This window comes from Shinella zoogloeoides (assembly GCF_003574625.1).
Classification (GTDB): Bacteria; Pseudomonadota; Alphaproteobacteria; order Rhizobiales; family Rhizobiaceae; genus Shinella; species Shinella zoogloeoides_A.
In genome coordinates this window covers 444,894-466,097 of sequence record NZ_QNUJ01000004.1, presented here as the reverse complement: position 1 = coordinate 466,097, position 21,204 = coordinate 444,894, and the positions used below count along the sequence as shown (strand labels likewise).

The window sequence follows — 21,204 nt, the reverse complement described above, 5'->3', positions numbered from 1 at the left end:
TTGTGCCCGCATTGTTAGGCGAGGGCGGCGCATTAGGGAAGGGCGGCCACGAAAATGCGCAAATTGGCGGATTTTCTGGGAAAAGCCTGTTCAAAACCCTTGGCGAAATTGGCGCTTCGGGTGCCGGTAGGCTATAAAATCAGCACTGATTCTGAACAAAGATCGTGACCGAAATTGACAGAACAATCGACACCCGGCGGCAAGAACCCTCCCGGCATTGAGCCGATCTCCATCATCGAGGAAATGCAGCGCTCCTATCTCGATTACGCGATGAGCGTGATCGTGTCCCGCGCGCTTCCCGATGTGCGCGACGGCCTGAAGCCCGTGCACCGGCGCATCCTCTACTCGATGAGCGAGATGGGCGTCGACTGGAACAAGAAATACGTCAAGTCGGCCCGCGTGACCGGTGACGTGATGGGTAAATACCATCCGCACGGCGACGCCGCGATCTACGACGCCTTGGCGCGCATGGCGCAGGACTGGTCGCTCCGCCTGCCGCTGATCGACGGCCAGGGCAACTTCGGCTCCATCGACGGCGACCCGCCGGCAGCGCAGCGCTACACGGAATGCCGTCTCGAAAAGGCCGCCCATTCTCTGCTCGACGACCTCGACAAGGAAACGGTCAACTTCCGCGACAACTACGACGGCACGATGAGCGAGCCCGTCGTCGTTCCCGCCAAGTTCCCGAACCTTCTGGTCAACGGCGCCGGCGGCATTGCCGTCGGCATGGCGACGAATATTCCGCCGCACAACCTGTCGGAAGTCATCAACGGCTGTATCGCGCTGATCGACAATCCGGCGATCGAGCTGCTCGACCTGATGCAGCACATCCCGGGGCCGGACTTCCCGACGGGCGCGCTGATCCTCGGCCGCGCCGGTATCCGTCAGGCCTATGAGACCGGCCGCGGTTCGGTCGTCATGCGCGGCCGCGCCCATATCGAGCCGATGCGCGGCGACCGCGAGCAGATCATCATCACGGAAGTTCCCTACCAGGTGAACAAGGCGACGATGATCGAGAAGATGGCCGAACTGGTGCGCGACAAGCGTATCGAAGGCATCTCGGACCTGCGCGACGAATCCGACCGTCAGGGCTACCGCGTGGTCATCGAGTTGAAGCGCGACGCCAATGCCGATGTCATCCTGAACCAGCTCTACCGCTACACCCCGCTGCAGACCTCCTTCGGCTGCAACATGGTGGCGCTGAACGGCGGCAAGCCGGAGCAGATGACCCTGCTCGACATGCTGCGCGCCTTCGTCGCCTTCCGCGAGGAAGTCGTCAGCCGCCGTACCAAGTATCTGCTGCGCAAGGCGCGTGATCGCGCCCACGTCTTGGTGGGTCTCGCCATCGCCGTCGCCAACATCGACGAAGTGATCAACCTCATCCGCCGTGCGCCCGATCCGCAGACGGCGCGCGAACAGTTGATGGAGCGCCGCTGGCCGGCCAAGGACGTCGATGCGCTGATCCGTCTCATCGACGATCCGCGCCACCGCATCAACGAGGACCTCACCTACAATCTCTCCGAGGAACAGGCCCGCGCCATCCTCGAGCTGCGCCTTGCCCGCCTCACGGCGCTCGGCCGCGACGAGATCGACGAGGAACTCAACAAGATCGGCGAGGAAATCAAGGACTATCTCGATATCCTCTCCTCGCGCCTGCGCATGATGAACATCGTCAAGGAAGAGCTCGCCGCCGTGCGCGACGAGTTCGGCACGCCGCGCCGCACCGAGATCGCCGAGGGCGGTCCCGATATGGACGACGAGGACCTGATCGCCCGCGAGGACATGGTCGTGACGGTGTCGCATGCCGGCTACGTCAAGCGCGTGCCGCTCGCGACCTATCGCGCGCAGCGCCGCGGCGGCAAGGGCCGCTCCGGCATGGCCATGAAGGACGAGGATTTCGCGACCCGCCTCTTCGTCGCCAACACGCATACGCCGGTGCTGTTCTTCTCCTCGCGCGGCATCGTCTACAAGGAAAAGGTCTGGCGCCTGCCGATCGGTACGCCGCAGTCGAAGGGCAAGGCCCTCATCAACATGCTGCCCATCGAGCCCGGCGAGCGCATCACCACGATCATGCCGCTGCCCGAGGACGAGACGACGTGGGAAAACCTCGACGTCATGTTCTCGACGACCCGCGGCACGGTTCGCCGCAACAAGCTGTCGGACTTCGTCCAGGTCAACCGCAACGGCAAGATCGCGATGAAGCTCGAGGAAGAGGGCGACGAGATCCTCAACGTCGAGACCTGCACGGAGCGGGACGACGTGCTGCTGACGACGGCGCTCGGCCAGTGCATCCGCTTCCCGGTCGATGACGTGCGCGTCTTCGCCGGCCGCAACTCGGTCGGCGTACGCGGCATCACGCTGGGCAATGGCGACCGCATCATCTCGATGGCGATCGTCGGCCATGTCGACGCCGAGCCGTGGGAGCGCGCCGCCTATCTCAAGCGCTCCGCCGCCGAACGCCGCGCTAGCGGCGTCGACGAGGAGGATATCGCGCTGGTCGGCGAGGAGGTCGGCGAAGTCGGCGATCTCTCCGACGAGCGTTATCTGGAGCTGGGCAGCCAGGAGCAGTTCGTGCTGACGGTCTCGCAGAAGGGCTACGGCAAGCGCTCGTCGTCCTACGACTTCCGCACCTCCGGCCGCGGCGGCAAGGGCATCCGCGCCACCGACACCTCCAAGACGGGCGAGATCGGCGAACTGGTCGCCGCCTTCCCGGTCGAGGAGAAGGACCAGCTCATGCTCGTCTCCGACGGCGGCCAGCTCATCCGCGTGCCGGTCGACGGCATCCGCATCGCCAGCCGCGCGACGAAGGGCGTCACGATCTTCTCGACCGCCAAGGATGAGAAGGTGGTCTCGGTCGAGCGCATCAGCGAGCCGGAAGGCGACGAGGATGCCGAGGACGTCGCCGAAGAAGGCGATATCGAAGCCGGGGATGCTGTGGAGGGTGGCGAGGAATAGTCCTCGCCCAAATTCAGGACATGAAAAAGCCGGACGGGCAGGGAACGACCGTCCGGCTTTTCATTTGGAGCGGGCAGCCCGGAGGGAAGACTGCCCGCTTTGACGGCGGCAAGGGGGCGCTCTCAGACGCCGAAGCCGCCTGCTTTCGTTCTCAGCCGGACGGCCTTCAGAACCGCGCGCTCACGCTTGATCTCAAGGATCGTGCGGGCAAAGTCCATCGTGAAGACCGTGCTGATGAAGACCATGGAAAGGATGCTGATCGCGGCCATGGGAAACGCCTCAGCGCAGCCACTTGCCGCGGCCGGCGACCTTGGGCGCTGCCGGGCGATCCTCTTCCCGCAGCGCATGGATCGTTGCTGCGGTCAGCGCGATGAACATGGTCATGCAAAGTAGAGCGAGTGCCATTTTCGTGTTCCTTCCAGCCTAAGGAAACGCGTTACTTGTTCCGTTGGGTTCGGCCGGTAAAATGCGCCACCGCGCATATTGTTCCCGACCCCTATGCTGTCATTTAGACATGCGGCGCCTGAAATGGTCTTGAACGGCCCGTTCATGCGCGGTTCATGTTCTTCAACAGGGGACAGCGCGTGCCGCGACCTTGCGGAAAGAGGCGGTCCGTGACAAAAGGCGGCAAACGGGACCCCGCCGATGACAGTCGCCTTCTACCCTGGCTCCTTCGATCCGATCACCAACGGCCACATCGACGTGCTGGTCCAGGCGCTGAACGTGGCGCCCAGGGTCATCGTCGCCATCGGCATCCATCCCGGCAAGACGCCGCTCTTCTCGTTCGAGGAGCGCGCCGACCTCATCCGCCAGTCCATCGCCGAGGCCCTGCCGGAGCGGGCAGGGGATGTCAGCGTCGTCTCCTTCGCCAACCTGGTCGTCGATGCCGCGCGCACCCACAAGGCGCATCTCCTCATCCGGGGCCTGCGCGACGGGACGGATCTCGATTACGAGATGCAGATGGCCGGCATGAACCGGCAGATGGCGCCCGATGTGCAGACGATCTTTCTGCCGGCGGGCGTTGCCTCGCGGCCCATTACCGCCACATTGGTCCGCCAGATCGCGGCCATGGGTGGCGATGTCGGCGCCTTCGTTCCGGCGCCCGTCCTTGCGGCCCTCAAAGCCCTTCGAAAGGGCTGAGTACAATCATCCTGAACCCCTCAAGGGAGCTATCATGAACATCCTCCGTCACGCCTTTGCAGGAGCCCTGTTCCTTGCGACCGCAACCGGCGCCTTCGTTGCCCAGGCCGCCGATTTCATCACGATCCAGCTCAAGGATGGCCCGGTCGTCATCGAGTTGAACGACAAGGCGCCGAAGCATGCCGAGCGCATCAAGGCGCTCGCCGCCGGCGGCGAATACGACAACGTCGCCTTCCACCGCGTGATCGAGGGCTTCATGGCGCAGACCGGCGACGTGCAGTATGGCGACATGGAGAACGGTTACCAGCCGCAGGCGGCCGGCACGGGCGGCTCCAGCCTGCCGGATCTTCCGGCCGAATTCTCCGACATTCCCTTCGAGCGCGGTACGGTCGGCATGGCCCGCGCTCAGGACCCGAACTCGGCGAACTCCCAGTTCTTCATCATGTTCGCGCCGGGCGACTTCCTCAACGGCCAGTACACGGTCGTCGGCAAGGTGGTTTCCGGCATGGAGAACGTCGACAAGATCAAGCGCGGCGACGACGCCAACAACGGTTCGGTGACCGACCCCGACCGGATGATCAAGGTCACCGTCGGCAAGTAAGCCACTTTATGACTGGCCGCATGTTGCAATCGCGATGCGGCGCCCCACTTCTGCGCAACAGGCTTTAGAAGGAGAAAGACCATGGCCGAGATCAAGGATCCGGAAAACACCATCATCATGGAGACCACGAAGGGAAAGGTGGTCATCCAGCTTCTTCCGGATCTCGCACCGGGCCACGTCGCACGCGTCAAGGAACTGGCGCGCGAAGGCGCCTATGACGGTGTCGTCTTCCACCGCGTGATCGAGGACTTCATGGCCCAGACGGGCGACGTGAAGTTCGGCAAGCAGGGCGGCGCCGACTTCAACCCGGCCCGCGCCGGCATGGGCGGCTCGGAAAAGCCGGACCTCAAGGCCGAATTCTCCAACATGAGCCATGTGCGCGGCACCTGCTCGATGGCCCGCAGCCAGATGCCGAACTCCGCCAACTCGCAGTTCTTCATCTGCTTCACGGATGCTCCCTGGCTGAACAAGCAGTATTCCGTCTGGGGCCAGGTCATCGAAGGCATGGAAAACATCGACAAGATCAAGCGCGGCGAGCCGGTGCGCGATCCCGACTCGATCGTCTCCATGAAGGTTGCCGCCGACGTGGCAGCCTGATAGAAAGCCGTCGTTTTCGACCGCGCTCGCCCCGGCGGGCGCGGTTTTTCTTTGTGCGCTTTTCAAGAGACAAGTCGATATGACCGCTTTCCTCTGGGCGCTGCTCGGCATTGCGGCCGGCGCGTGCATCGCAATCCAGGCTCCCGTCAACGCCCTGCTCGGACGCGGTCTCAGCATGCCGGTCGCGGCCGCCTGCGTCTCGTTTCTCTCCGGGGCGATCATCCTCGGTATCGTGATGCTCGCCACGGCGTCGTTCGAGGGGCGGGCGCCCGACTGGCGCGGACCGGACCTCTGGCTCTATGTCGCCGGCGGCGCGCTCGGCACCATCTATGTCACCACCGCGATCTACCTGACGCCGCGCATCGGCGCGGCCGCCGTCATGGCCTTCGCTGTCTCCGGCCAGCTTCTCGCGGGCATCCTGCTCGACCGCATCGGCTTCCTCGGCATGGCCGTTCGTGAAATCTCCGTCGGCCGCATCGCCGGCGCCCTCCTGCTTGTCGCCGGGGCGCTGATGATCCGCTTCCTCTGAGGCCCGCCATGCGCGTCGACCTTTTCGATTTCGACCTGCCGGAGGAGAACATCGCGCTTCGCCCGGTCACCCCGCGCGAAGCGGCGAGGCTGCTCGTCGTGCGGCCCGGCGCGGATACGCCCTATGAGGACCGCACCGTCGGCGACCTGCCGTCGCTGCTGCGTCCGGGCGATGCGCTGGTCTTCAACGATACGCGCGTCATTCCCGCCCAGCTCGAAGGCATCCGCCACCGGGAAGGGGCGGGCGGCCAGAAGGTCTCCGCGACGCTGCACATGCGCATTGCCGGCGACCGCTGGAAGGCCTTCGCCAAGCCGGGCAAGCGCATCAAGCTTGGCGACCGCATCACCTTCGGCGCGGCGGAGAATCTGTCGGCAATCGTTGAGGAGAAAGGCGAGGGCGGGGAGGTCACCCTGCATTTCGACGCATCGGGTCCTGAGCTCGACCGCGCCATCGCTACGGTCGGCCATATCCCGCTGCCGCCCTATATCGCCTCCAAGCGCGCCGACGACGAGGCGGACCGCAAGGATTACCAGACGATCTATGCCAGGGAGGAGGGCGCCGTCGCCGCGCCCACGGCCGGACTGCACTTCACCGACGCCCTTTTCGAAAAGCTCGATGCGCTCGGCGTGGAGCGGCATTTCGTGACGCTGCATGTCGGCGCCGGCACCTTCCTGCCGGTCAAGGCGGACGATACGACGGATCACGTCATGCACGAGGAGATCGGCTATGTCTCGGAAGAGACCGCTGCGGCCCTCAATGCCGTCCGCGCGAGGGGCGGGCGCATCGTCTCCGTCGGCACGACATCGCTGCGCCTCCTCGAAAGCGCCGCCGGCGAAGACGGCACGATCAGGCCCTGGTCCGGCGCGACGGGCATCTTCATCACGCCCGGCTACCGCTTCCGCACGGCCGATATCCTGATGACCAATTTTCACCTGCCGAAATCGACGCTCTTCATGCTCGTCTCGGCCTTTTCCGGCCTGGAGACGATGCGCGGCGCCTATGGCCATGCGATTTCGGCCGGCTACCGCTTCTATTCCTACGGCGACTCCAGCCTGCTTTTCCGGGACGACCGATGACCGAGACCTTCCAGTTCAAACTTCTCGCCACTGATGGCAAGGCCCGCCGCGGCGAGGTCTCCATGCCGCGCGGCACCATCCGCACGCCGGCCTTCATGCCCGTCGGCACGGTGGGCACGGTCAAGGCGATGTATCTCGACCAGGTGCGCGAGCTCGGCGCCGACATCATCCTCGGCAATACCTATCACCTGATGCTGCGGCCCGGCCCGGAGCGCGTCGCGCGGCTCGGCGGCCTGCACGAGCTCATCCGGTGGCCCTATCCGATCCTCACCGACTCCGGCGGCTTCCAGGTCATGTCGCTCTCGGGCCTGCGCAAGCTCGACGAGCAGGGCGTCACCTTCAAGAGCCATGTCGACGGCGCGCTGCACCACATGTCGCCGGAACGCTCCATCGAAATCCAGGGCCTGCTTGACAGCGATATCCAGATGCAGCTCGACGAATGCGTGGCGCTGCCGGCCTCGCCCAAGGAAATCGAGCGCGCCATGGAAATGTCGCTGCGCTGGGCCGAGCGCTGCAAGGTGGCCTTCGGCGACCAGCCGGGCAAGGCGATGTTCGGCATCGTGCAGGGCGGTGACATTCCGCATCTGCGCGTGCGGTCCGCGCAGGCGCTGGCCGAGCTGAACCTCAAGGGCTACGCCATCGGCGGCCTCGCCGTGGGCGAGCCGCAGGAAGTCATGCTCGACATGATCGACACGACCATCCCGCACATGCCCTTCGAGAAGCCGCGCTACCTGATGGGCGTCGGCACGCCGGACGACATGCTGAAATCCGTCGCCCGCGGCATCGACATGTTCGACTGCGTGATGCCGACCCGCTCGGGCCGCCACGGCCTTGCCTTCACCCGCCGCGGCCGCATCAACCTGCGCAACGCCCGCCATGCCGAGGACATGCGCCCGCTGGACGAGGAATCGAACTGCCCGGCCGCCCGCGACTATTCGCGCGCCTATCTGCACCACCTCATCCGCGCCAACGAGTCGCTCGGCGGCATGCTGCTGACCTGGAACAATCTTTCCTATTACCAGGACCTTATGGCCGGCATCCGCAAGGCGATAGAGGAGGGGCGTTTCGCCGATTTCATGGCGGAAACCCAAGAGAACTGGGCGAGAGGCGATCTCGCCCCTCTCTGAGACGCAGGTCTAGATTTCAGGCCCCGGCGCCGCATGCACCATGTGCACGCCGTTGATCTTGTAGCTGCCGTCGGGCTGCTTCACGAGCTGGTAGAAGGCCGTCCAGTCCTTGCCGCCCGGCCCCGAAATCAGCACCTCCTGCACGACCGTATCGCCCTGCGCCTTCGAGCGGCCGAAGGCCACATGGCCCGGCCGGAAGACCGGCGCGTAATTCTTCTTCACCATGTCGAAGAACGCGTCCTCGGTCGGAAACCGGTCGCGGACGGAGGGCGAGGCGAAGGCATAGGCGCTCTTCGCATCGTGGTTCAGGAACGCCGCGATCTGGCTCTGGATGATGCTTTGCACCGTGTCGATCGGCTCTTCCGCCCATGCGGGAGAAGCAGCGAGCATGGGCAATGATAGACCGAGGAACATGGCGGCAGAGAGCTTCATGGCGATAACATCTCCCGAAGCGGTGCGAAGCTTCCGGCCACGAGACGGCGGCCTTCGAAGATCATACCTTCGCCGGGCTCCGGCTGGATGCGCGGATCTGCCAGCGCCTTCCGCAATCCGCTATCGCGGACGTCCTTGCTGGGCCATTCGGTCCAGGCGAGAATGACCGTTTCGCCGGGCCGCGCATCGGCCGCAACGATGAAATCCCGCAAGGGACCGGCATCGGCAAGCGCATCCCGCGTGCCATCCGCATGGAATTCCTCGCCGCCGGGCGTCTCTGGATCGAGCCGGAAATCGACGATGCGCGTCGCGCCGTATTCCCGATAGACGTCGGCGACCTTCCGCGAGAAAGCCTCGTAGGCGGCAAGCTTGTCGATAGCGACCGGTATCAGATAGGCGTCGATGTACATTGTCCCGTTCTCCGGCAAGGCAAGCGACATTGAGGATGGTACTCCAGAGCGCCGCCGCAGGCGAGGTGCGTCGGAACAACCCGATCGCTAAAGCGGAATGGATGAAGCTCACGATGCCAAAATTGCCGGCATGCAGGGCGCTTCGTCCTTGCCCATCCGGCCCAATATAAAGGTCGCATAAGATAGGTTATGGAACTAAAGGATACGCCTGAATACCCCGAAAGCGCTGGAAACCCGGTTTTCGCCTTGACCGGAATGCTTCCCCGGCCTTAAGCGAAACGACAGACGGAACCAACAGCGAAAGCCTGCCACGATGAGCGATTTGCGCATTCTCTCCGACGCCCATATCCCGGAACTGCCGAACCGCTACAAGGGCAAGGTTCGCGAGAACTACGACCTGCCGGACGGCAGCCGCATCATCATCGCGACGGACCGGCTCAGCGCCTTCGACGTCATCCTGACATCCATTCCCTTCAAGGGCCAGGTGCTGACGCAGACGGCGCGCTACTGGTTCGAGGAAACCGCCGATATCTGCCCGAACCATGTCCTGGCCTATCCGGACCCGAATGTCGTGATCGGCACGCGGCTCGACATCCTGCCGGTCGAGGTCGTCGTGCGCGGCTATCTCGCCGGCACCACCAGCACGTCGATCCTGACGAAATACCGCAAGGGCGAGCGCGACATGTACGGCATCACGCTGCCGGACGGGCTCAGGGACAACGAAAAGCTTCCCCAGCCGATCATCACGCCCACCAGCAAGGCCTTCGACGGCGGCCACGACGAGCCGCTTTCCGGCGCGGAAATCCTTGCCCAGGGCCTGCTGACGGCCGAGCAATGGGAAACAGTGTCGCGCTATGCGCTTTCGCTCTTCGCGCGCGGACAGGCCCGCGCGGCCGAGCGCGGCCTGATCCTCGTCGACACGAAATACGAATTCGGCACGGACAAGGACGGCCGCATCGTTCTGGCAGACGAGATCCACACGCCGGATTCGAGCCGCTACTGGATCGCCGACAGCTACGAGGAAAGCTTCGCCAAGGGCGGCCGGCCGGCCAGCTTCGACAAGGATTTCGTGCGCGCCTGGGTCACCGAACGCTGCGACCCGTACAAGGATCCGATCCCGGAAATCCCGCGGGAACTCGTCGAGCAAACCTCGAAGGTTTACATCCAAGCCTTTGAACAGATTACCGGAAAGACCTTCGTGCCCGACCTTTCCGGCGCCACGGTCCTCGACCGCATCCGCAAGAATCTGGCGCCCTATTTCGCCTGATCGTCGGAAAGCGAGACCTCGAAGCTGAGGCCATCATAGGCCGGCTCCACATGGGCCGGCGTTTCCTTTTGCACCGTGTCGTAATCGAGCGGCACATGCATGTGCGTCAGGATCGCCCGGGCCGGCTTCAGCCGCTCGATCCATTCCAGCGCCTGGCCGATGGACAGGTGGCTCGAATGGAAGCGGTATTGCAGCGCGTCGATCACCAGCATGTCGAGACCGGCAAGATGCGGCAGGGTCTCGTCCGGAAAGTCGCTGATATCGCTGCAATAGGCGACATCGCCGATGCGGAAGCCGAGCGAATGGATCGAGCCATGCACCTGGAGGAGGGGCTGAAAAGTGATCGCGCCCCCTGCCCCTTTGATGGTCACCGGCGCATCCATCGGGTCGATCAGGTTCTCCGTCACGATGGGCGGATACATGCTGCCGGGCGGCGTCCTGAGACAATAGCCGAAGCCTTCGCGGATGCGGTCCATCGTCTCGACATCGGCCCAGATCGGCACCTGCCGGTGGTTCTGCAGCACGAAGCCGCGGATATCGTCGATACCGTGGATATGGTCGGCATGGGCGTGGGTATAGAGCACCGCATCAATGCTCTCGACGCCGGCCGAAATCATCTGCGTGCGGAAATCCGGCCCCGTGTCGATGACGACGGTCGTCTTGCCCTCCGGGCCGATCTGCTCGACGAGGAAAGCGGCGCGGGTGCGGCGGTTCTTCGGATTGGCCGGATCGCAGGCGCCCCAGTCACCGGTGATGCGCGGCACGCCGGGAGACGAGCCGCAGCCGAGAATGGTGAAGCGACGCATATAGGCCACGGCTACACCCGCGGCATCTTCGAGAAGATGCGGAAGGCGTTTTCCGTGGTGATGCGGGCGATCTCTTCCGTACTGACCCCGACGGTATCGGCCAGAACGGCTGCCGTGTGGGCCGTATAGGCCGGCTCGTTGCGCTTGCCGCGGAACGGCTTTGGCGCGAGATAGGGCGCGTCCGTTTCCACCAGCATGCGCTCCAGCGGCACGGTCCTGGCGATCTCGCGCAGCTCTTCCGATTTCGGGAAGGTCAGGATGCCGGAGAAGGAAACGTAGCCGCCAAGCTCGACGCCGACGCGCGCCAGCTCGGCGCCGGAGGAGAAGCAGTGCAGCAGGAAGGGGAAGGCCCCCTTCCCCGTTTCCTCGGTCAGGATCGCCGCCATGTCCTCGTCGGCCGAGCGGCTGTGGATGACGAGCGGCAGGCCCGTTTGCCGGGCGGCCGCGATGTGGTTGTGCAGGCCGATGGCCTGTGCGTCGCGCGGCGCGTTGTCGTAGTAGTAATCGAGCCCCGCCTCACCGATCGCCACCACGCGCGGATGGTTCGACAGCTCGACTAGCTCCGAAACCGGAATGTCCAGCTCCTCGTCCGCATTGTGCGGATGCGTGCCCACCGAGCAGAAGACCGACGGATATTTCTCGGCGATCGCCAGGATCGTGGGGAATTTGCGCACCCGCGTCGAGATCGTGATCATCTGCTTGACGCCGGCCGCGTGCGCCCGCGCGACGATATCGTCGCGCTCCGCCTCGAAGTCGGGAAAATCCAGATGGCAGTGCGTGTCGATCAGCATCGCGGTCTCAAGCCTCGGGCGCGACGTAGCGCGGGAAGACCGGCGTCGGCGCTTCCAGCGGCGTGCCGCTGACGAGACGGCCGGCCTCGCCGAGCGCCGCGAAGTCGCGCTTGTCGACGGGCGCGGCGACGAGGTCGAGCAGCTTGCGGCCGGACTTCGGCATGAAGGGCTGCAGCAGGATCGCGATCTGGCGCACGACTTCCGCCGTCACATAGAGCACGGTGCCCATGCGGACGGGGTCGGTCTTCTTCAGCGCCCAGGGCGCCTCGCCGGCGAAATAGCGGTCGGCTTCCGAGACGACGGCGATGATCGCGGCCAGCGCCCTGTGGATCTGCTGCTTGCCCATCTCCTCGCGGGTGACGGCGTGCAGCGCGTCGACGGAGGCGAGCATCGCCCGGTCCGCCTCGGACAGCTCCCCGCATTCCGGCATCTTGCCGTCGCAGTTCTTGACGATCATCGACAGCGAGCGGCTTGCAAGGTTGCCGATGCCGTTGGCGAGGTCGGAGTTGATGCGCGTCGCGATCCCCTCCTCGCTATAGCTGCCGTCCTGGCCGAAGGAGACTTCGCGCAGGAAGAAATAGCGGATCTGGTCGAGGCCGAAATGGTTCACCAGGTTGACCGGATCGACCACGTTGCCGAGCGACTTCGACATCTTCTCGCCCTTGTTGAGCAGGAAGCCGTGGGCGAAGACGCGTCCGGGCAGCGGCAGGCCGGCGGACATCAGGAAGGCCGGCCAGTAGACGGCATGGAAGCGGATGATATCCTTGCCGATGATGTGGATGTTCGCCGGCCAGTATTTCGCACGATCGCCTTGCGGATCAGTGAGATAGCCCGTTGCGGTAATGTAGTTTGTCAGCGCATCGACCCACACATACATGACATGCGCCGGGTCGTCCGGAACCGGAATGCCCCAGTCGAAGGTCGTGCGCGAGACGGAGAGGTCCTTGAGGCCGGACTTGACGAAGGAGATCACCTCGTTGCGGCGCTCGGCCGGGCCGATGAAATCCGGGTTGTCCTCGTAGTGCTTCAGGAGCTTTTCCTGATAGGCGGAAAGGCGGAAGAAGTAGCTCTCCTCCTCCACCCATTCGACGGGCGTGCCCTGCGGGCCGTAGCGAACGCCGTCGTCGCGCTTCTCGGTTTCGTTTTCCTGGTAATAGGCTTCGTCGCGAACGGAATACCAGCCGGCATAACCGCCCTTGTAGATATCGCCGTTGGCGGCCATGCGGCGCCAGATCTCGGCGCAGGCCTCGTAGTGGCGCTCTTCGGTCGTGCGGATGAAGTCATCGTTCGACGCATTAAGAAGAACGGCCATATCCTTGAATTCTTTTGAATTCCGATCTGCCAGCTCGCGCGGCGAAATGCCTTCCTTGCGCGCCGTCTGCTGCATCTTCTGGCCGTGCTCATCCGTGCCCGTCAGGAAGAAGACGTCCCGCCCGTCGAGCCGCTGGTAGCGCGCCATGGCATCCGTCGCGATCAGCTCATAGGCATGGCCGATATGCGGCTTGCCGTTCGGATAGGAAATGGCGGTGGTGATGTAGAAGCGGGACGTGTCGGTCATCTGGGGTGCGTTCTGTCTTCGGTTGTGCAATGCCGCAAGGTATTAGACCATGCGGACGCAGAGGGAAACAGCAAGTTTCCGCTTTGAACTAGAGCGCGGCGCGGATGTCGTCGAGGACGGTGATGATCGTCTGCTTGCGATCGAGATTGTAGGCCTGCGCGATGGTGATGCGCTCGCCGAGCTGCGAGGAAAGGTGGGCAAGCCGGTCGGCGCGGGCGATGTCGCCGGAAAGCGCCGCGCTGCGGGCCGCATCTGTGACGAAGTCCGAGACGTGCTGGCAGAAGAAGGAGAAGACCGTGTCGCTGTCCTTGGCCGACAGCACGTCGGCGAGCCTGTGCACGTCGCGGCGTGGCGGCTCGCCCGGCGCTGTGACGGTGGCGCGGAAGGCTTCCACGATGTCGAAGCCGCCGTAGTTCACGAGCTTCAGCGCTTCGGAGACGCTGCCATGGGCGGCGGATAGCACCTCCCCTGCCCGTGCGCCGGACGGCGCCGCGCCGAGGCTCTCCAGCGCGGCGGCAAGATCGCTCTCCGACAGCGGAGACAGGGACAGCGGCAGGCAGCGCGAGCGGATGGTCGGCAGCAGCTTGCCGGGCGCATGGGTCAGGACGAGGAAGAGCGAACGCTTCGGCGGCTCTTCGAGGATTTTCAGGATGGCGTTGGCGGCGTTGCGGTTAAGGTCGTCCGCCGGGTCGATGATGACGATGCGCCAATTACCCGTGCCGGAGGTTTGCGCCAGGAACTTTCCGGCCTTGCGCACCTCGTCGACCGTGATGGCGGATTTCACCTTGCCGGTCTTCTCATCGACCGGGCGAGTGAGATGCAAGAGATTGTGCGAGGCGCCGGCGGCGAGCTGGCGGGTGATGGGCGACGCAGGCGACGGGTCGGCCATTGTTTCGGGCGCGTCCGCAGGCTCCGGATGGTGCAGCACATGGTTGGCGAAGCGGAAGGCGAGCGTCGCCTTGCCGATGCCTTCCTGCCCCTCGATGAGGATCGCGTGATGGCCCTTGCCGGAGCGATAGGAGCGCGCCAGGAACGCCGCCGCCTCGGCATGGCCGAAGAGCTTCGTCTGCTCGGCGGGATGCACCGCGCCGTCGAGGATGCCGGGACGCTCCTCGCTCACGAGACATGCTCCGGATGGCCATGCGCATTGATCGGCAGCAGCGGCTCGACGATGGCGAGTACCTCCGCGGCAATCGTCTCCTGCGCCTTGGTGGCATCGACCACGCGGCAGCGCAGCGGCTCGCGCTCGGCGATGTCGAGGAAGGCCTCGCGGCGCTTCTCGTGGGTCTCCAGCTCTTCCTTCTCGAAGCGGTCGGGTTGCTCCTCCGGCCCTGTGGCGCGCTTGCGGGCGCGCTCGAGGCCGATGGAGGCGGGAAGATCGAAAATGATCGTGCAGTCCGGCACGACGCCGTTGATCGCCACCCGCTCGAGCGTCTCGACGAAGGATTGCTCCAGATTGCCGGTTATGCCCTGGTAGACGCGGGAGGAATCCATGAAGCGGTCGCAGAGGACGACGGTGCCCGCAGCAAGCGCCGGGCGGATGACCTGCTCGACATGGTCGCTGCGCGCCGCGGCAAAGAGGATCGCCTCCATGCGAATGCCGTAGGGTTCGGCCGCGCCGGACAGCAGCACGTGGCGCACCGCCTCCGCACCCTTCGAGCCGCCGGGCTCGCGCGTCATGAGCACGGTCAGCCCGCGCTCGCGCAAAGCATTCGCCAGAAGCCGGATCTGCGTCGACTTTCCGGCGCCTTCGCCGCCTTCGAACGTGACAAACAAACCGGGTGCGGCAGACAAATCCTAGTTCCGTTCCAGCGGCCGCCGCGGCGGCCATTTGACATTTTCCGGTGAGGCGGAGGCGAGTCGGACCACTACTAACCCATGTTTCCGGCGGACGAAACGCTTTTCGCCCTGCCCCGCCCCGTCAAATCCAGAAGAAGAACAGTTCGATCAGCGCATCCAGCGCGCGCGAGCGCAAGGTGCCGACGGTCACCGTCCCGGCGGTCTTCACCGGCACCTCGCGCAGGAGTTGCTTGTCGTTCCATATCTTCAGCGTGCCGACGTCCTGTCCGGGCTCCACAGGCGCGCGCACGGGCCAGTTATAGACGACGCGGGCGACGAGCCGCTGCGAATTGTCCTTGGGCAGGAACACGTCGACCTCGTCGCCCGCGACGAGCGGCACGGTCGAGGCGCTGCCGCCATAGACGCTCGCATCGGCGATCGTCTCGCCCTCCTTGAACAGCGTGCGCCGCTCGAAGGTCGCCAGCGCCCATTCGATGATGCGGCGGGCTTCCTCCGTGCGGACCTTGTCGCTTTCCATGCCGCCCATCGCCAGCAGCAGGCGCTTGCCGTCACGGTTGACGGCGGCGACGATGGAATAGCCGCCCTCCTCCGAAAAGCCGGTGACGAAGCCGGTCACGCCGATATTGAGCGCCAGGAGAGGATTGCGGTTGCGCTGCTTGATCTTGTTCCACTCGAATTCCGGTTCGAGATAGTAATGCATATAGGCCGGATAGACCGTTTCGAGATGCCGGGCGAGCAGCACCATCTCGCGCATCGTCACCTTGTTGCCGGGATCCGGCAGGCCGGTGGCATTGGCGAAGGTGGATTTCTCCAGCCCGAGCGCCCTGGCCTCCGCATTCATCCGCTCGACGAAGGCGGTTTCCGAACCGGCGATGCCCTCGCCCAGTATGATGCAGGCATCGTTGGCGAACTGGACGGTCACGCCGCGCACGAGATCCTCGACGCGTACGCTGGATTTCAGCGCCGCGAACATGGTGGAGGTGCGCGACGGCGCGCCGCCGGTCCGCCAGGCATGCTCCGTGACGGGATATTGCGTATCGAGCGTGATCTCGCCGGCCGACAGCGCCTTGAAGACGCTCGCCATGGTCATGAGCTTGGCAAGGGAAGCCGCCGGAACGACCTCGTCTTCCGCCCGGGCGAAAAGCACCGTGCCGGTCTCCGCCTCGATCATGTAGACCTGTCTTGCCTTGACGTCGAAGCCGGCCTGCGCCTGCGGCGCCGGGGACTGGGCGTGCGCAACCGTCAGCAGGGACAGGAAGAGAATGAGGCAGGCAGAAAGGCGGCGATGCATGGCGACTCCGGGTGCCGTCACACTCCCACAGCCGGACGCGTTGCGCAAACGGCTTTGCGGGAAGAAGGCGCCATGCCGCCCGTCACGCCCTTCCCTCAACCCGCGTTGTCGGCGAGCGCGGAAAGCGGCGTCAACTGGCCGTCGAGCGTGAGGATGGCGTCGAAGGCGCCGGAGGCATCCCGCACCCGCTCATCCGCATAGGCGGCCGCATAGCTGCCGCCGGCAAGCTGCGGAACGAAATCCGGCCGCTCCATCGGCACCGGGCCGATTTCGGGCAGGAGCACGAATTCCTGCTCCATGACCTGGAACGGAATGGCCTGCGGCGCGGTCTTGGTGAGCGCCGTCATCGCGCTCTGCTCCGGCATGGAGAACGTATCTTCGCCTGTCGAAGGCATCGCACGCGTATCGGCGGAAGCCACCATGACGCCGGTCGCGATCTGGCCGCCCGGATCGACCGCCGGAATGCGCGATCCCTTCTGTACGTAGGAGGCCATGAGATAGGGCATGTCGTTGCCCTCGAGCGGCGCCTTGCCGACATATTGCACACGCACTTTGGCCGTGCCGGTGCGCTTCATGTCGAGGAGGTCGGCCGTCTTGGACGAGACGTCGATCAGGCGGTTTTCGTGGAACGGGCCGCGGTCGTTGACGCGTACGATGACCGACGTACCGTTTTCGAGATTGGTGACGCGGGCGTAGCTCGGCAGCGGGAAGGTCGGATGGGCGGCGGAAAGGTGGTAGCGGTCGTAGACCTCGCCGTTCGCCGTCTTGCGGCCGTGGAAGGCCGAACCGTACCAGGAAGCAAGACCGGTCTTGCTGTAGCCCATCTCTTCCTTCGGCTGATACCACTTGCCGCGGACCTGATAGGCCTTGCCGAGCTGGTAGCGCCCGCCGCCCTTCGGCACGGGCTGGCCATCCTCGACGATACGGGGGCTCGCCTTCACGCCATATTCGGATTCGGAGAAGAATTCCTTGCTGCGGACCTTCTTCTTGGGAGCTTGAGCCGTCGTCGCACAGGCGGCAAGGCCTGCGCAGACCAGCGGAATTGCGATGAACCGAAGGCCTTGGCCAAGACGGTTCGCACTCTTCTTCAAGTTATTATGTCCCACGCCGCTATTGTCCCCGACAGTGTGCCAGCCAACTGCCTTGCCCCTGCAAGTCGGCCGTCAATGCCATTCAGTAAATAACAGTGTGTTAATCATGCCAGTAAGATGGCGAAATTGCGAATGAACGCCGCAATGGGCGCGAAGATTGATAAGTTATAGTTTATGCATGGTTAAGGCGCCCGCCGGACCTGGCGAGCGCCGGCTCTGCATTTCGTCAGGTCGCCTCGACCTGGAGGACATCGAAAAGCCGATCGGGATCGCGCACGCCATGACGATAGAGCGTGATGATCGAGCGTGCCAGGGAACGCGCCCCGGCCTCGTCGAGGCGAAGGCTGCCCGAGGCGGTCAGGCGGGTGAATACGCCTTTCAGGATATCGAGGTCCTGCGGTTCAAACATGCCGATATGCGTGGGGTCTCGAAGCACGTCCATTGCGGCCTCCCCTTGCTTGGCACCGAGCCGGCAGTATCGCTTTCCGGTGCCGTTAAACTCTAGGGCCACAATGCGTCCGCAACAAGTCGGGAAAAGTTATATGGCGTTTTACGTCCTGTGCCATCGCGGCACGGCGGGCGTGATGCCGGGCTCCGGTGGGTGAGCCCTGCCCTGGGCCGAAGCGCTTGTCCACCGGCAAACCCGCCCGCCCGCTTGTCTCCCCCAGGCCCCCTGCCTATCTTGCGGCCGACGGAATCAGCAGGAAAATCAAAGATGTCGAATACCAGAAACCTGATCGCCTCCGCCCTTGCAGCCATCGTCGTCGGTGGCGGCGTCATGGCCTATGACACCTGGAAGGGTGCCGAATGGGTCGTCTCGCCCGAGCAGATCGCCGCCGCCAAGGCGGAAGGCAAAGCCGGCTACGAATCCTCGCCCGGCACCGTCACCGTCCTGCCGATCCGCAGCGAGACGGCTGACATACTGCCGTTCAAATGGGGCCTCTACGGACTTGCCGCCGGAGCCCTGACCTTCCTTTCCCTGCGAAAGAAGAAGGCGGTCGCCTGACATTGCCGAGACGCCGGATTTCGTATTGCCTCGCGAAATCCGGCATCGCCTGCGCCTGCGGCCCATTTTTCATCGCATTGCGCGTTACAGTCGGGTCATGGACAAGTCAGGCCTGCTCTTCCTCTTCCTCCTCGGCGCCCTCGCGGCCCTCGTCGTCAGCGTGCTCCTCATCGAAACGGAACAGCCGGTCGCACGGCAGGACGACGGATCCCTGATCCCGCCCGAAATGACGGACCACGCCCGCTGAACCGATGAAAATGGAAGGATGGCGGAAGAGGTGGGATTCGAACCCACGGTAGACTCTCGCCTACGCCGGTTTTCAAGACCGGTGCCTTAAACCGCTCGGCCACTCTTCCGTTGATGAAAGGCATTGCCGCCCCTCGAGCGATGCGGCTTTTTAGCAGCTTTGCTTGGCGCGTCAACTTGCTCCGCCGCGTCCGGCCCGGCGATCTGGCCAAGACGACGAAGGCTGCCTGAAGCCTGCATCGTGAGGTTGTCTTGGCAAGGTCCCGGGATTCAACGAATCTTAAGGCAGACGCCCCTATCGTCTGCGCCATGCGACAGGGAGGCCGGCCGCGCGCCGTGCTTAGAGGGGCCATGATTTCCGAAGACGTTCTCAACTCGGCATTGCGCGACCTGTTCGACGTTTCCCCTGTTCCGTTTTCGATCTCGACGACCGACTTCAACTCCCGCTACATCAAGGTCAATCCGGCATATCTGCGGCTGGTCGGCCGTTCCTGGGAGGAACTGGCGGAAAAGCCGCTCGCCATCGATCTTCCTTACCCGATAGATCATCCCGCCAGGCTCGAGCGGATGCATCTCCTCGAAACGCAGGGCTTCTATGACCTCACGGAAGTGGAGATGCTGAGAAGCGACGGGCAGATCTTCCCGACGCTGATCACCGCGCAGCGTCGAAGGATAGCCGGCGAAAGTCTGGACATCGAGATCGTGATCGACAATTCGGAGCGCAAGGCGCTGGAGAATGCTATCCTCCATGCCGCCCGAACCGACGCGATGACGGGCCTTCACAACCGGGCCTCCTTCGAGGCCCATCTTGTCGAAGCCCTTTCCGTGACCTCCGACGAGCGCCGCCTGTCGCTCGCTTATATAGACCTGAACCGCTTCAAGCAGGTGAACGACAGGTTCGGCCATTCCGTCGGCGATCGTGTGTTGAAGGAGGTCGCCCGACGGATACGCGAATGGAGCGCCGATGGCGATTTCGTCGCCCGGCTGGGCGGCGACGAATTTGCCGTCGTTTCCTCGTTCAGCTCCGCTCGACCGATCACGCTCGCGCGCTACCTCGGCCTCGCGACACGGATAGCGGATCTCATGCAGATCGACGGCCAGCCCATTCAGGTCGGCGCGGCCATCGGCATAGCGCAAGCCACGCACGATATGGGCTTCAGCGCCTTCCTCGATAATGCCGACAGGGCGATGTATGAGGCGAAGGCGACCGGCAGCCTGATCGAGGTCCGCTTCGATAAACCTGTCCATGCGCGCGAAATGAAGCTTAGCTGCGGCTAGCATGTGGGTCCCGGCAGCGAAATTTCCGCTTTTGCCGAACCGCCCTTGTTTTCGACACATTGGCCTCCTATATCACGATCAACGGCATTGCTGATGAGCGCTGGAACGTTTCTGCCGCTCGCAATCGCCGCCATCGCCTGATGCTTTTGACCACGGATGTACTGGCACGGGTGAACAGGTGATGATGAGGAAGGTCGGTGCGTTTTCGCCCCGGCCTTTTTTGTTGCCCGGAACAATCGGGCGGCCTGCCGGTTTCGCCTACGCACCAGAGGAGGCCGGCCATGGAACGGACATCCACCGCAAAGCTTGCCGCTGAATATCTTCGCCTGGGCGGCGGGCGGCTCGCCAAGATCGACGACAATCTTCTCAGCACCCGCAAGTGGGAGCATGAAAGCCGGCTGGCCGAGGCGTTCTGGAACGATCACATCGCTCCCCTCGACGAGCAGAGCCGCAACGAGGTAATCTCGCACCTGCCGACGATAAACCAAGTGTAACCGAAAAGTCGCTGGCGCTTAAGTTGCTGTTGGCGGCCCTTCGCGTGCCCACACTCCGCCACGATCTTGGCCATGAGATGACGGGCAACCGGGAACCAATGCACCGGATTCGCCATTATCGTGCCAGTTAGAAGGAGTGCACAGATGAACAAGAAGCTTGGAACTGCCCTGGCGTTGACCCTTGCGCAGGTTTTCGCGACGACGGCCGGCGCGGCGGACATGGTCATTCGCGAGGAAGCCCCCGCCTATGTCGATCCCGGCGCACGCGACGGGGTGAAAATCGGCATGCTAACCTGCGATGTCGGCGGCGGCGTCGGTTATGTGCTGGGCTCCGCCAAGAGCGTCGATTGCGTGTTCAAGGCGACGAACGGCGAGCACGACACCTATAGCGGCGTCATCCGCAAGATGGGCGTGGACCTCGGCTTCACGACGCAGGGCCGCATCATCTGGGCCGTGTTCGCCCCGACCGCCGGCTATCACCAGGGCTCGCTCGGCGGTCTCTACCAGGGCGCCACGGCGGAAGCGACCGTCGGTGTCGGGATCGGCACCAATGTGCTCATCGGCGGCACTTCCGGCTCGATCCATCTGCAGACGATCAGCGTCAGCGGACAGATCGGCCTCAACCTCGCCGCGACCGGTACTTCCGTAACGCTGACGCCGCAAGGTTGACGCGAACGACGGGCGGCTTCGGCCGCCCGTTTCGCATGGC

25 protein-coding genes and 1 tRNA gene are annotated in these 21,204 nt (G+C 64.2%); 13 read left to right on the top strand and 13 right to left on the bottom strand.

Annotated elements, in window-relative coordinates:
• Positions 1 to 174: 174 nt before the first annotated feature.
• Positions 175 to 2,955, top strand: a complete 2,781-nt coding sequence (gene gyrA / locus DSD28_RS10640; protein WP_119256346.1) for a DNA gyrase subunit A — start codon at positions 175 to 177, stop codon at positions 2,953 to 2,955.
• Between the two features lie 122 nt (positions 2,956 to 3,077).
• Here the strand turns inward: gyrA and DSD28_RS25880 are convergent, their stop codons facing one another.
• Together DSD28_RS25880 and DSD28_RS26375 are read right to left on the bottom strand one after the other, a co-directional pair.
• Entirely contained in the window at positions 3,078 to 3,224 is a 147-nt protein-coding gene (locus tag DSD28_RS25880; protein WP_162911344.1) for a hypothetical protein, read from the bottom strand.
• Positions 3,225 to 3,234: 10 nt separating this feature from the next.
• Positions 3,235 to 3,360 (bottom strand): hypothetical protein, encoded by a 126-nt coding sequence (locus DSD28_RS26375; RefSeq protein ID WP_281048098.1) that lies wholly within the window; start codon positions 3,358 to 3,360, stop codon positions 3,235 to 3,237.
• A 240-nt stretch (positions 3,361 to 3,600) separates the two neighbouring features.
• On the opposite strand from DSD28_RS26375, the gene coaD reads away from it, so the two are divergent.
• From coaD to tgt, 6 genes are all read left to right on the top strand, one after another.
• Entirely contained in the window at positions 3,601 to 4,095 is a 495-nt protein-coding gene (coaD, locus tag DSD28_RS10635; RefSeq protein WP_119256345.1) for a pantetheine-phosphate adenylyltransferase, read from the top strand.
• 34 nt (positions 4,096 to 4,129) lie between these two features.
• Positions 4,130 to 4,696, top strand: coding sequence for a peptidylprolyl isomerase (locus DSD28_RS10630; RefSeq protein WP_119256344.1), 567 nt, complete (start codon positions 4,130 to 4,132; stop codon positions 4,694 to 4,696).
• A gap of 81 nt (positions 4,697 to 4,777) precedes the next feature.
• Positions 4,778 to 5,293, top strand: a complete 516-nt coding sequence (locus DSD28_RS10625) for a peptidylprolyl isomerase (protein WP_119256343.1) — start codon at positions 4,778 to 4,780, stop codon at positions 5,291 to 5,293.
• A 79-nt stretch (positions 5,294 to 5,372) separates the two neighbouring features.
• Positions 5,373 to 5,822, top strand: a complete 450-nt coding sequence (locus tag DSD28_RS10620) for a DMT family transporter (RefSeq protein WP_119256342.1) — start codon at positions 5,373 to 5,375, stop codon at positions 5,820 to 5,822.
• 8 nt (positions 5,823 to 5,830) lie between these two features.
• Entirely contained in the window at positions 5,831 to 6,898 is a 1,068-nt protein-coding gene (gene queA / locus DSD28_RS10615; protein ID WP_119256341.1) for a tRNA preQ1(34) S-adenosylmethionine ribosyltransferase-isomerase QueA, read from the top strand.
• The gene (tgt, locus tag DSD28_RS10610; RefSeq protein ID WP_119256340.1) at positions 6,895 to 8,025 is read left to right on the top strand and encodes a tRNA guanosine(34) transglycosylase Tgt; all 1,131 of its coding nucleotides are present in this window, start codon (positions 6,895 to 6,897) and stop codon (positions 8,023 to 8,025) included. The genes queA and tgt overlap by 4 nt, the downstream gene beginning before the upstream one ends.
• A 9-nt stretch (positions 8,026 to 8,034) precedes the next feature.
• Here the strand turns inward: tgt and DSD28_RS10605 are convergent, their stop codons facing one another.
• A complete protein-coding gene (locus DSD28_RS10605; RefSeq protein ID WP_119256339.1) occupies positions 8,035 to 8,457 on the bottom strand; it encodes a DUF4864 domain-containing protein in 423 nt (140 codons plus the stop codon).
• Entirely contained in the window at positions 8,454 to 8,867 is a 414-nt protein-coding gene (locus tag DSD28_RS10600) for a DUF1428 domain-containing protein (protein WP_119256338.1), read from the bottom strand. Before DSD28_RS10600 ends, DSD28_RS10605 begins: the two co-directional genes overlap by 4 nt.
• A 322-nt stretch (positions 8,868 to 9,189) precedes the next feature.
• Between DSD28_RS10600 and DSD28_RS10595 the strand changes: the two genes are divergently transcribed.
• Positions 9,190 to 10,134 (top strand): phosphoribosylaminoimidazolesuccinocarboxamide synthase, encoded by a 945-nt coding sequence (locus DSD28_RS10595; RefSeq protein ID WP_245424810.1) that lies wholly within the window; start codon positions 9,190 to 9,192, stop codon positions 10,132 to 10,134.
• On the opposite strand, the gene DSD28_RS10590 is transcribed toward DSD28_RS10595, so the two are convergent.
• From DSD28_RS10590 to DSD28_RS10555, 8 genes are all read right to left on the bottom strand, one after another.
• Complete coding sequence (locus DSD28_RS10590) at positions 10,122 to 10,949, bottom strand: MBL fold metallo-hydrolase (protein WP_119256336.1); 828 nt, start codon at positions 10,947 to 10,949, stop codon at positions 10,122 to 10,124. The two genes, DSD28_RS10595 and DSD28_RS10590, sit on opposite strands and share 13 nt — an antisense overlap.
• A gap of 2 nt (positions 10,950 to 10,951) precedes the next feature.
• The gene (locus tag DSD28_RS10585) at positions 10,952 to 11,731 is read right to left on the bottom strand and encodes a TatD family hydrolase (RefSeq protein ID WP_119256335.1); all 780 of its coding nucleotides are present in this window, start codon (positions 11,729 to 11,731) and stop codon (positions 10,952 to 10,954) included.
• Between the two features lie 7 nt (positions 11,732 to 11,738).
• Positions 11,739 to 13,289 (bottom strand): methionine--tRNA ligase, encoded by a 1,551-nt coding sequence (metG, locus tag DSD28_RS10580; protein WP_119256334.1) that lies wholly within the window; start codon positions 13,287 to 13,289, stop codon positions 11,739 to 11,741.
• Positions 13,290 to 13,377: 88 nt separating this feature from the next.
• Positions 13,378 to 14,409 (bottom strand): DNA polymerase III subunit delta', encoded by a 1,032-nt coding sequence (locus DSD28_RS10575; protein WP_119256333.1) that lies wholly within the window; start codon positions 14,407 to 14,409, stop codon positions 13,378 to 13,380.
• Positions 14,406 to 15,083 carry a dTMP kinase gene (gene tmk / locus DSD28_RS10570; protein WP_119256332.1) on the bottom strand — a complete coding sequence of 226 codons (678 nt, stop codon included), beginning with the start codon at positions 15,081 to 15,083 and terminating at the stop codon, positions 14,406 to 14,408. Before tmk ends, DSD28_RS10575 begins: the two co-directional genes overlap by 4 nt.
• A 127-nt stretch (positions 15,084 to 15,210) precedes the next feature.
• A complete protein-coding gene (locus tag DSD28_RS10565; RefSeq protein ID WP_119256331.1) occupies positions 15,211 to 16,380 on the bottom strand; it encodes a D-alanyl-D-alanine carboxypeptidase family protein in 1,170 nt (389 codons plus the stop codon).
• A 95-nt stretch (positions 16,381 to 16,475) separates the two neighbouring features.
• Positions 16,476 to 17,471: a septal ring lytic transglycosylase RlpA family protein gene (locus DSD28_RS26370; RefSeq protein ID WP_281048097.1), complete on the bottom strand. Its 996-nt coding sequence runs from the start codon at positions 17,469 to 17,471 to the stop codon at positions 16,476 to 16,478.
• A 226-nt stretch (positions 17,472 to 17,697) separates the two neighbouring features.
• Entirely contained in the window at positions 17,698 to 17,913 is a 216-nt protein-coding gene (locus DSD28_RS10555) for a hypothetical protein (protein WP_119256330.1), read from the bottom strand.
• A gap of 273 nt (positions 17,914 to 18,186) precedes the next feature.
• On the opposite strand from DSD28_RS10555, the gene DSD28_RS10550 reads away from it, so the two are divergent.
• On the top strand, positions 18,187 to 18,477 hold the full coding sequence (locus DSD28_RS10550) for a hypothetical protein (protein WP_119256329.1): 291 nt from the start codon (positions 18,187 to 18,189) through the stop codon (positions 18,475 to 18,477).
• A 97-nt stretch (positions 18,478 to 18,574) separates the two neighbouring features.
• Positions 18,575 to 18,724: a hypothetical protein gene (locus DSD28_RS25875; RefSeq protein WP_162911343.1), complete on the top strand. Its 150-nt coding sequence runs from the start codon at positions 18,575 to 18,577 to the stop codon at positions 18,722 to 18,724.
• Positions 18,725 to 18,743: 19 nt separating this feature from the next.
• On the opposite strand, the gene DSD28_RS10545 is transcribed toward DSD28_RS25875, so the two are convergent.
• Positions 18,744 to 18,833: transfer RNA gene (locus DSD28_RS10545), tRNA-Ser, on the bottom strand.
• A gap of 241 nt (positions 18,834 to 19,074) precedes the next feature.
• Between DSD28_RS10545 and DSD28_RS10540 the strand changes: the two genes are divergently transcribed.
• From DSD28_RS10540 to DSD28_RS10530, 3 genes are all read left to right on the top strand, one after another.
• A complete protein-coding gene (locus DSD28_RS10540; RefSeq protein WP_162911342.1) occupies positions 19,075 to 20,001 on the top strand; it encodes a sensor domain-containing diguanylate cyclase in 927 nt (308 codons plus the stop codon).
• Between the two features lie 281 nt (positions 20,002 to 20,282).
• Complete coding sequence (locus DSD28_RS10535; protein ID WP_119256327.1) at positions 20,283 to 20,495, top strand: hypothetical protein; 213 nt, start codon at positions 20,283 to 20,285, stop codon at positions 20,493 to 20,495.
• 144 nt (positions 20,496 to 20,639) lie between these two features.
• The gene (locus DSD28_RS10530) at positions 20,640 to 21,164 is read left to right on the top strand and encodes a DUF992 domain-containing protein (RefSeq protein WP_119256326.1); all 525 of its coding nucleotides are present in this window, start codon (positions 20,640 to 20,642) and stop codon (positions 21,162 to 21,164) included.
• Positions 21,165 to 21,204: the final 40 nt, after the last annotated feature.

Bases quoted from the DNA above. Each gene is read 5' to 3' on its own strand.
- DSD28_RS25880 (WP_162911344.1), bottom strand. From the start codon at position 3,224: ATGGCCGCGATCAGCATCCTTTCCATGGTCTTCATCAGCACGGTCTTC.
- DSD28_RS26375 (WP_281048098.1), bottom strand. From the start codon at position 3,360: ATGGCACTCGCTCTACTTTGCATGACCATGTTCATCGCGCTGACCGCA.
- coaD (WP_119256345.1), top strand. From the start codon at position 3,601: ATGACAGTCGCCTTCTACCCTGGCTCCTTCGATCCGATCACCAACGGC.
- DSD28_RS10630 (WP_119256344.1), top strand. From the start codon at position 4,130: ATGAACATCCTCCGTCACGCCTTTGCAGGAGCCCTGTTCCTTGCGACC.
- DSD28_RS10625 (WP_119256343.1), top strand. From the start codon at position 4,778: ATGGCCGAGATCAAGGATCCGGAAAACACCATCATCATGGAGACCACG.
- DSD28_RS10620 (WP_119256342.1), top strand. From the start codon at position 5,373: ATGACCGCTTTCCTCTGGGCGCTGCTCGGCATTGCGGCCGGCGCGTGC.
- queA (WP_119256341.1), top strand. From the start codon at position 5,831: ATGCGCGTCGACCTTTTCGATTTCGACCTGCCGGAGGAGAACATCGCG.
- tgt (WP_119256340.1), top strand. From the start codon at position 6,895: ATGACCGAGACCTTCCAGTTCAAACTTCTCGCCACTGATGGCAAGGCC.
- DSD28_RS10605 (WP_119256339.1), bottom strand. From the start codon at position 8,457: ATGAAGCTCTCTGCCGCCATGTTCCTCGGTCTATCATTGCCCATGCTC.
- DSD28_RS10600 (WP_119256338.1), bottom strand. From the start codon at position 8,867: ATGTACATCGACGCCTATCTGATACCGGTCGCTATCGACAAGCTTGCC.
- DSD28_RS10585 (WP_119256335.1), bottom strand. From the start codon at position 11,731: ATGCTGATCGACACGCACTGCCATCTGGATTTTCCCGACTTCGAGGCG.
- metG (WP_119256334.1), bottom strand. From the start codon at position 13,289: ATGACCGACACGTCCCGCTTCTACATCACCACCGCCATTTCCTATCCG.
- DSD28_RS10565 (WP_119256331.1), bottom strand. From the start codon at position 16,380: ATGCATCGCCGCCTTTCTGCCTGCCTCATTCTCTTCCTGTCCCTGCTG.
- DSD28_RS10555 (WP_119256330.1), bottom strand. From the start codon at position 17,913: ATGGACGTGCTTCGAGACCCCACGCATATCGGCATGTTTGAACCGCAG.
- DSD28_RS10550 (WP_119256329.1), top strand. From the start codon at position 18,187: ATGTCGAATACCAGAAACCTGATCGCCTCCGCCCTTGCAGCCATCGTC.
- DSD28_RS25875 (WP_162911343.1), top strand. From the start codon at position 18,575: ATGGACAAGTCAGGCCTGCTCTTCCTCTTCCTCCTCGGCGCCCTCGCG.
- DSD28_RS10540 (WP_162911342.1), top strand. From the start codon at position 19,075: ATGATTTCCGAAGACGTTCTCAACTCGGCATTGCGCGACCTGTTCGAC.
- DSD28_RS10535 (WP_119256327.1), top strand. From the start codon at position 20,283: ATGGAACGGACATCCACCGCAAAGCTTGCCGCTGAATATCTTCGCCTG.
- DSD28_RS10530 (WP_119256326.1), top strand. From the start codon at position 20,640: ATGAACAAGAAGCTTGGAACTGCCCTGGCGTTGACCCTTGCGCAGGTT.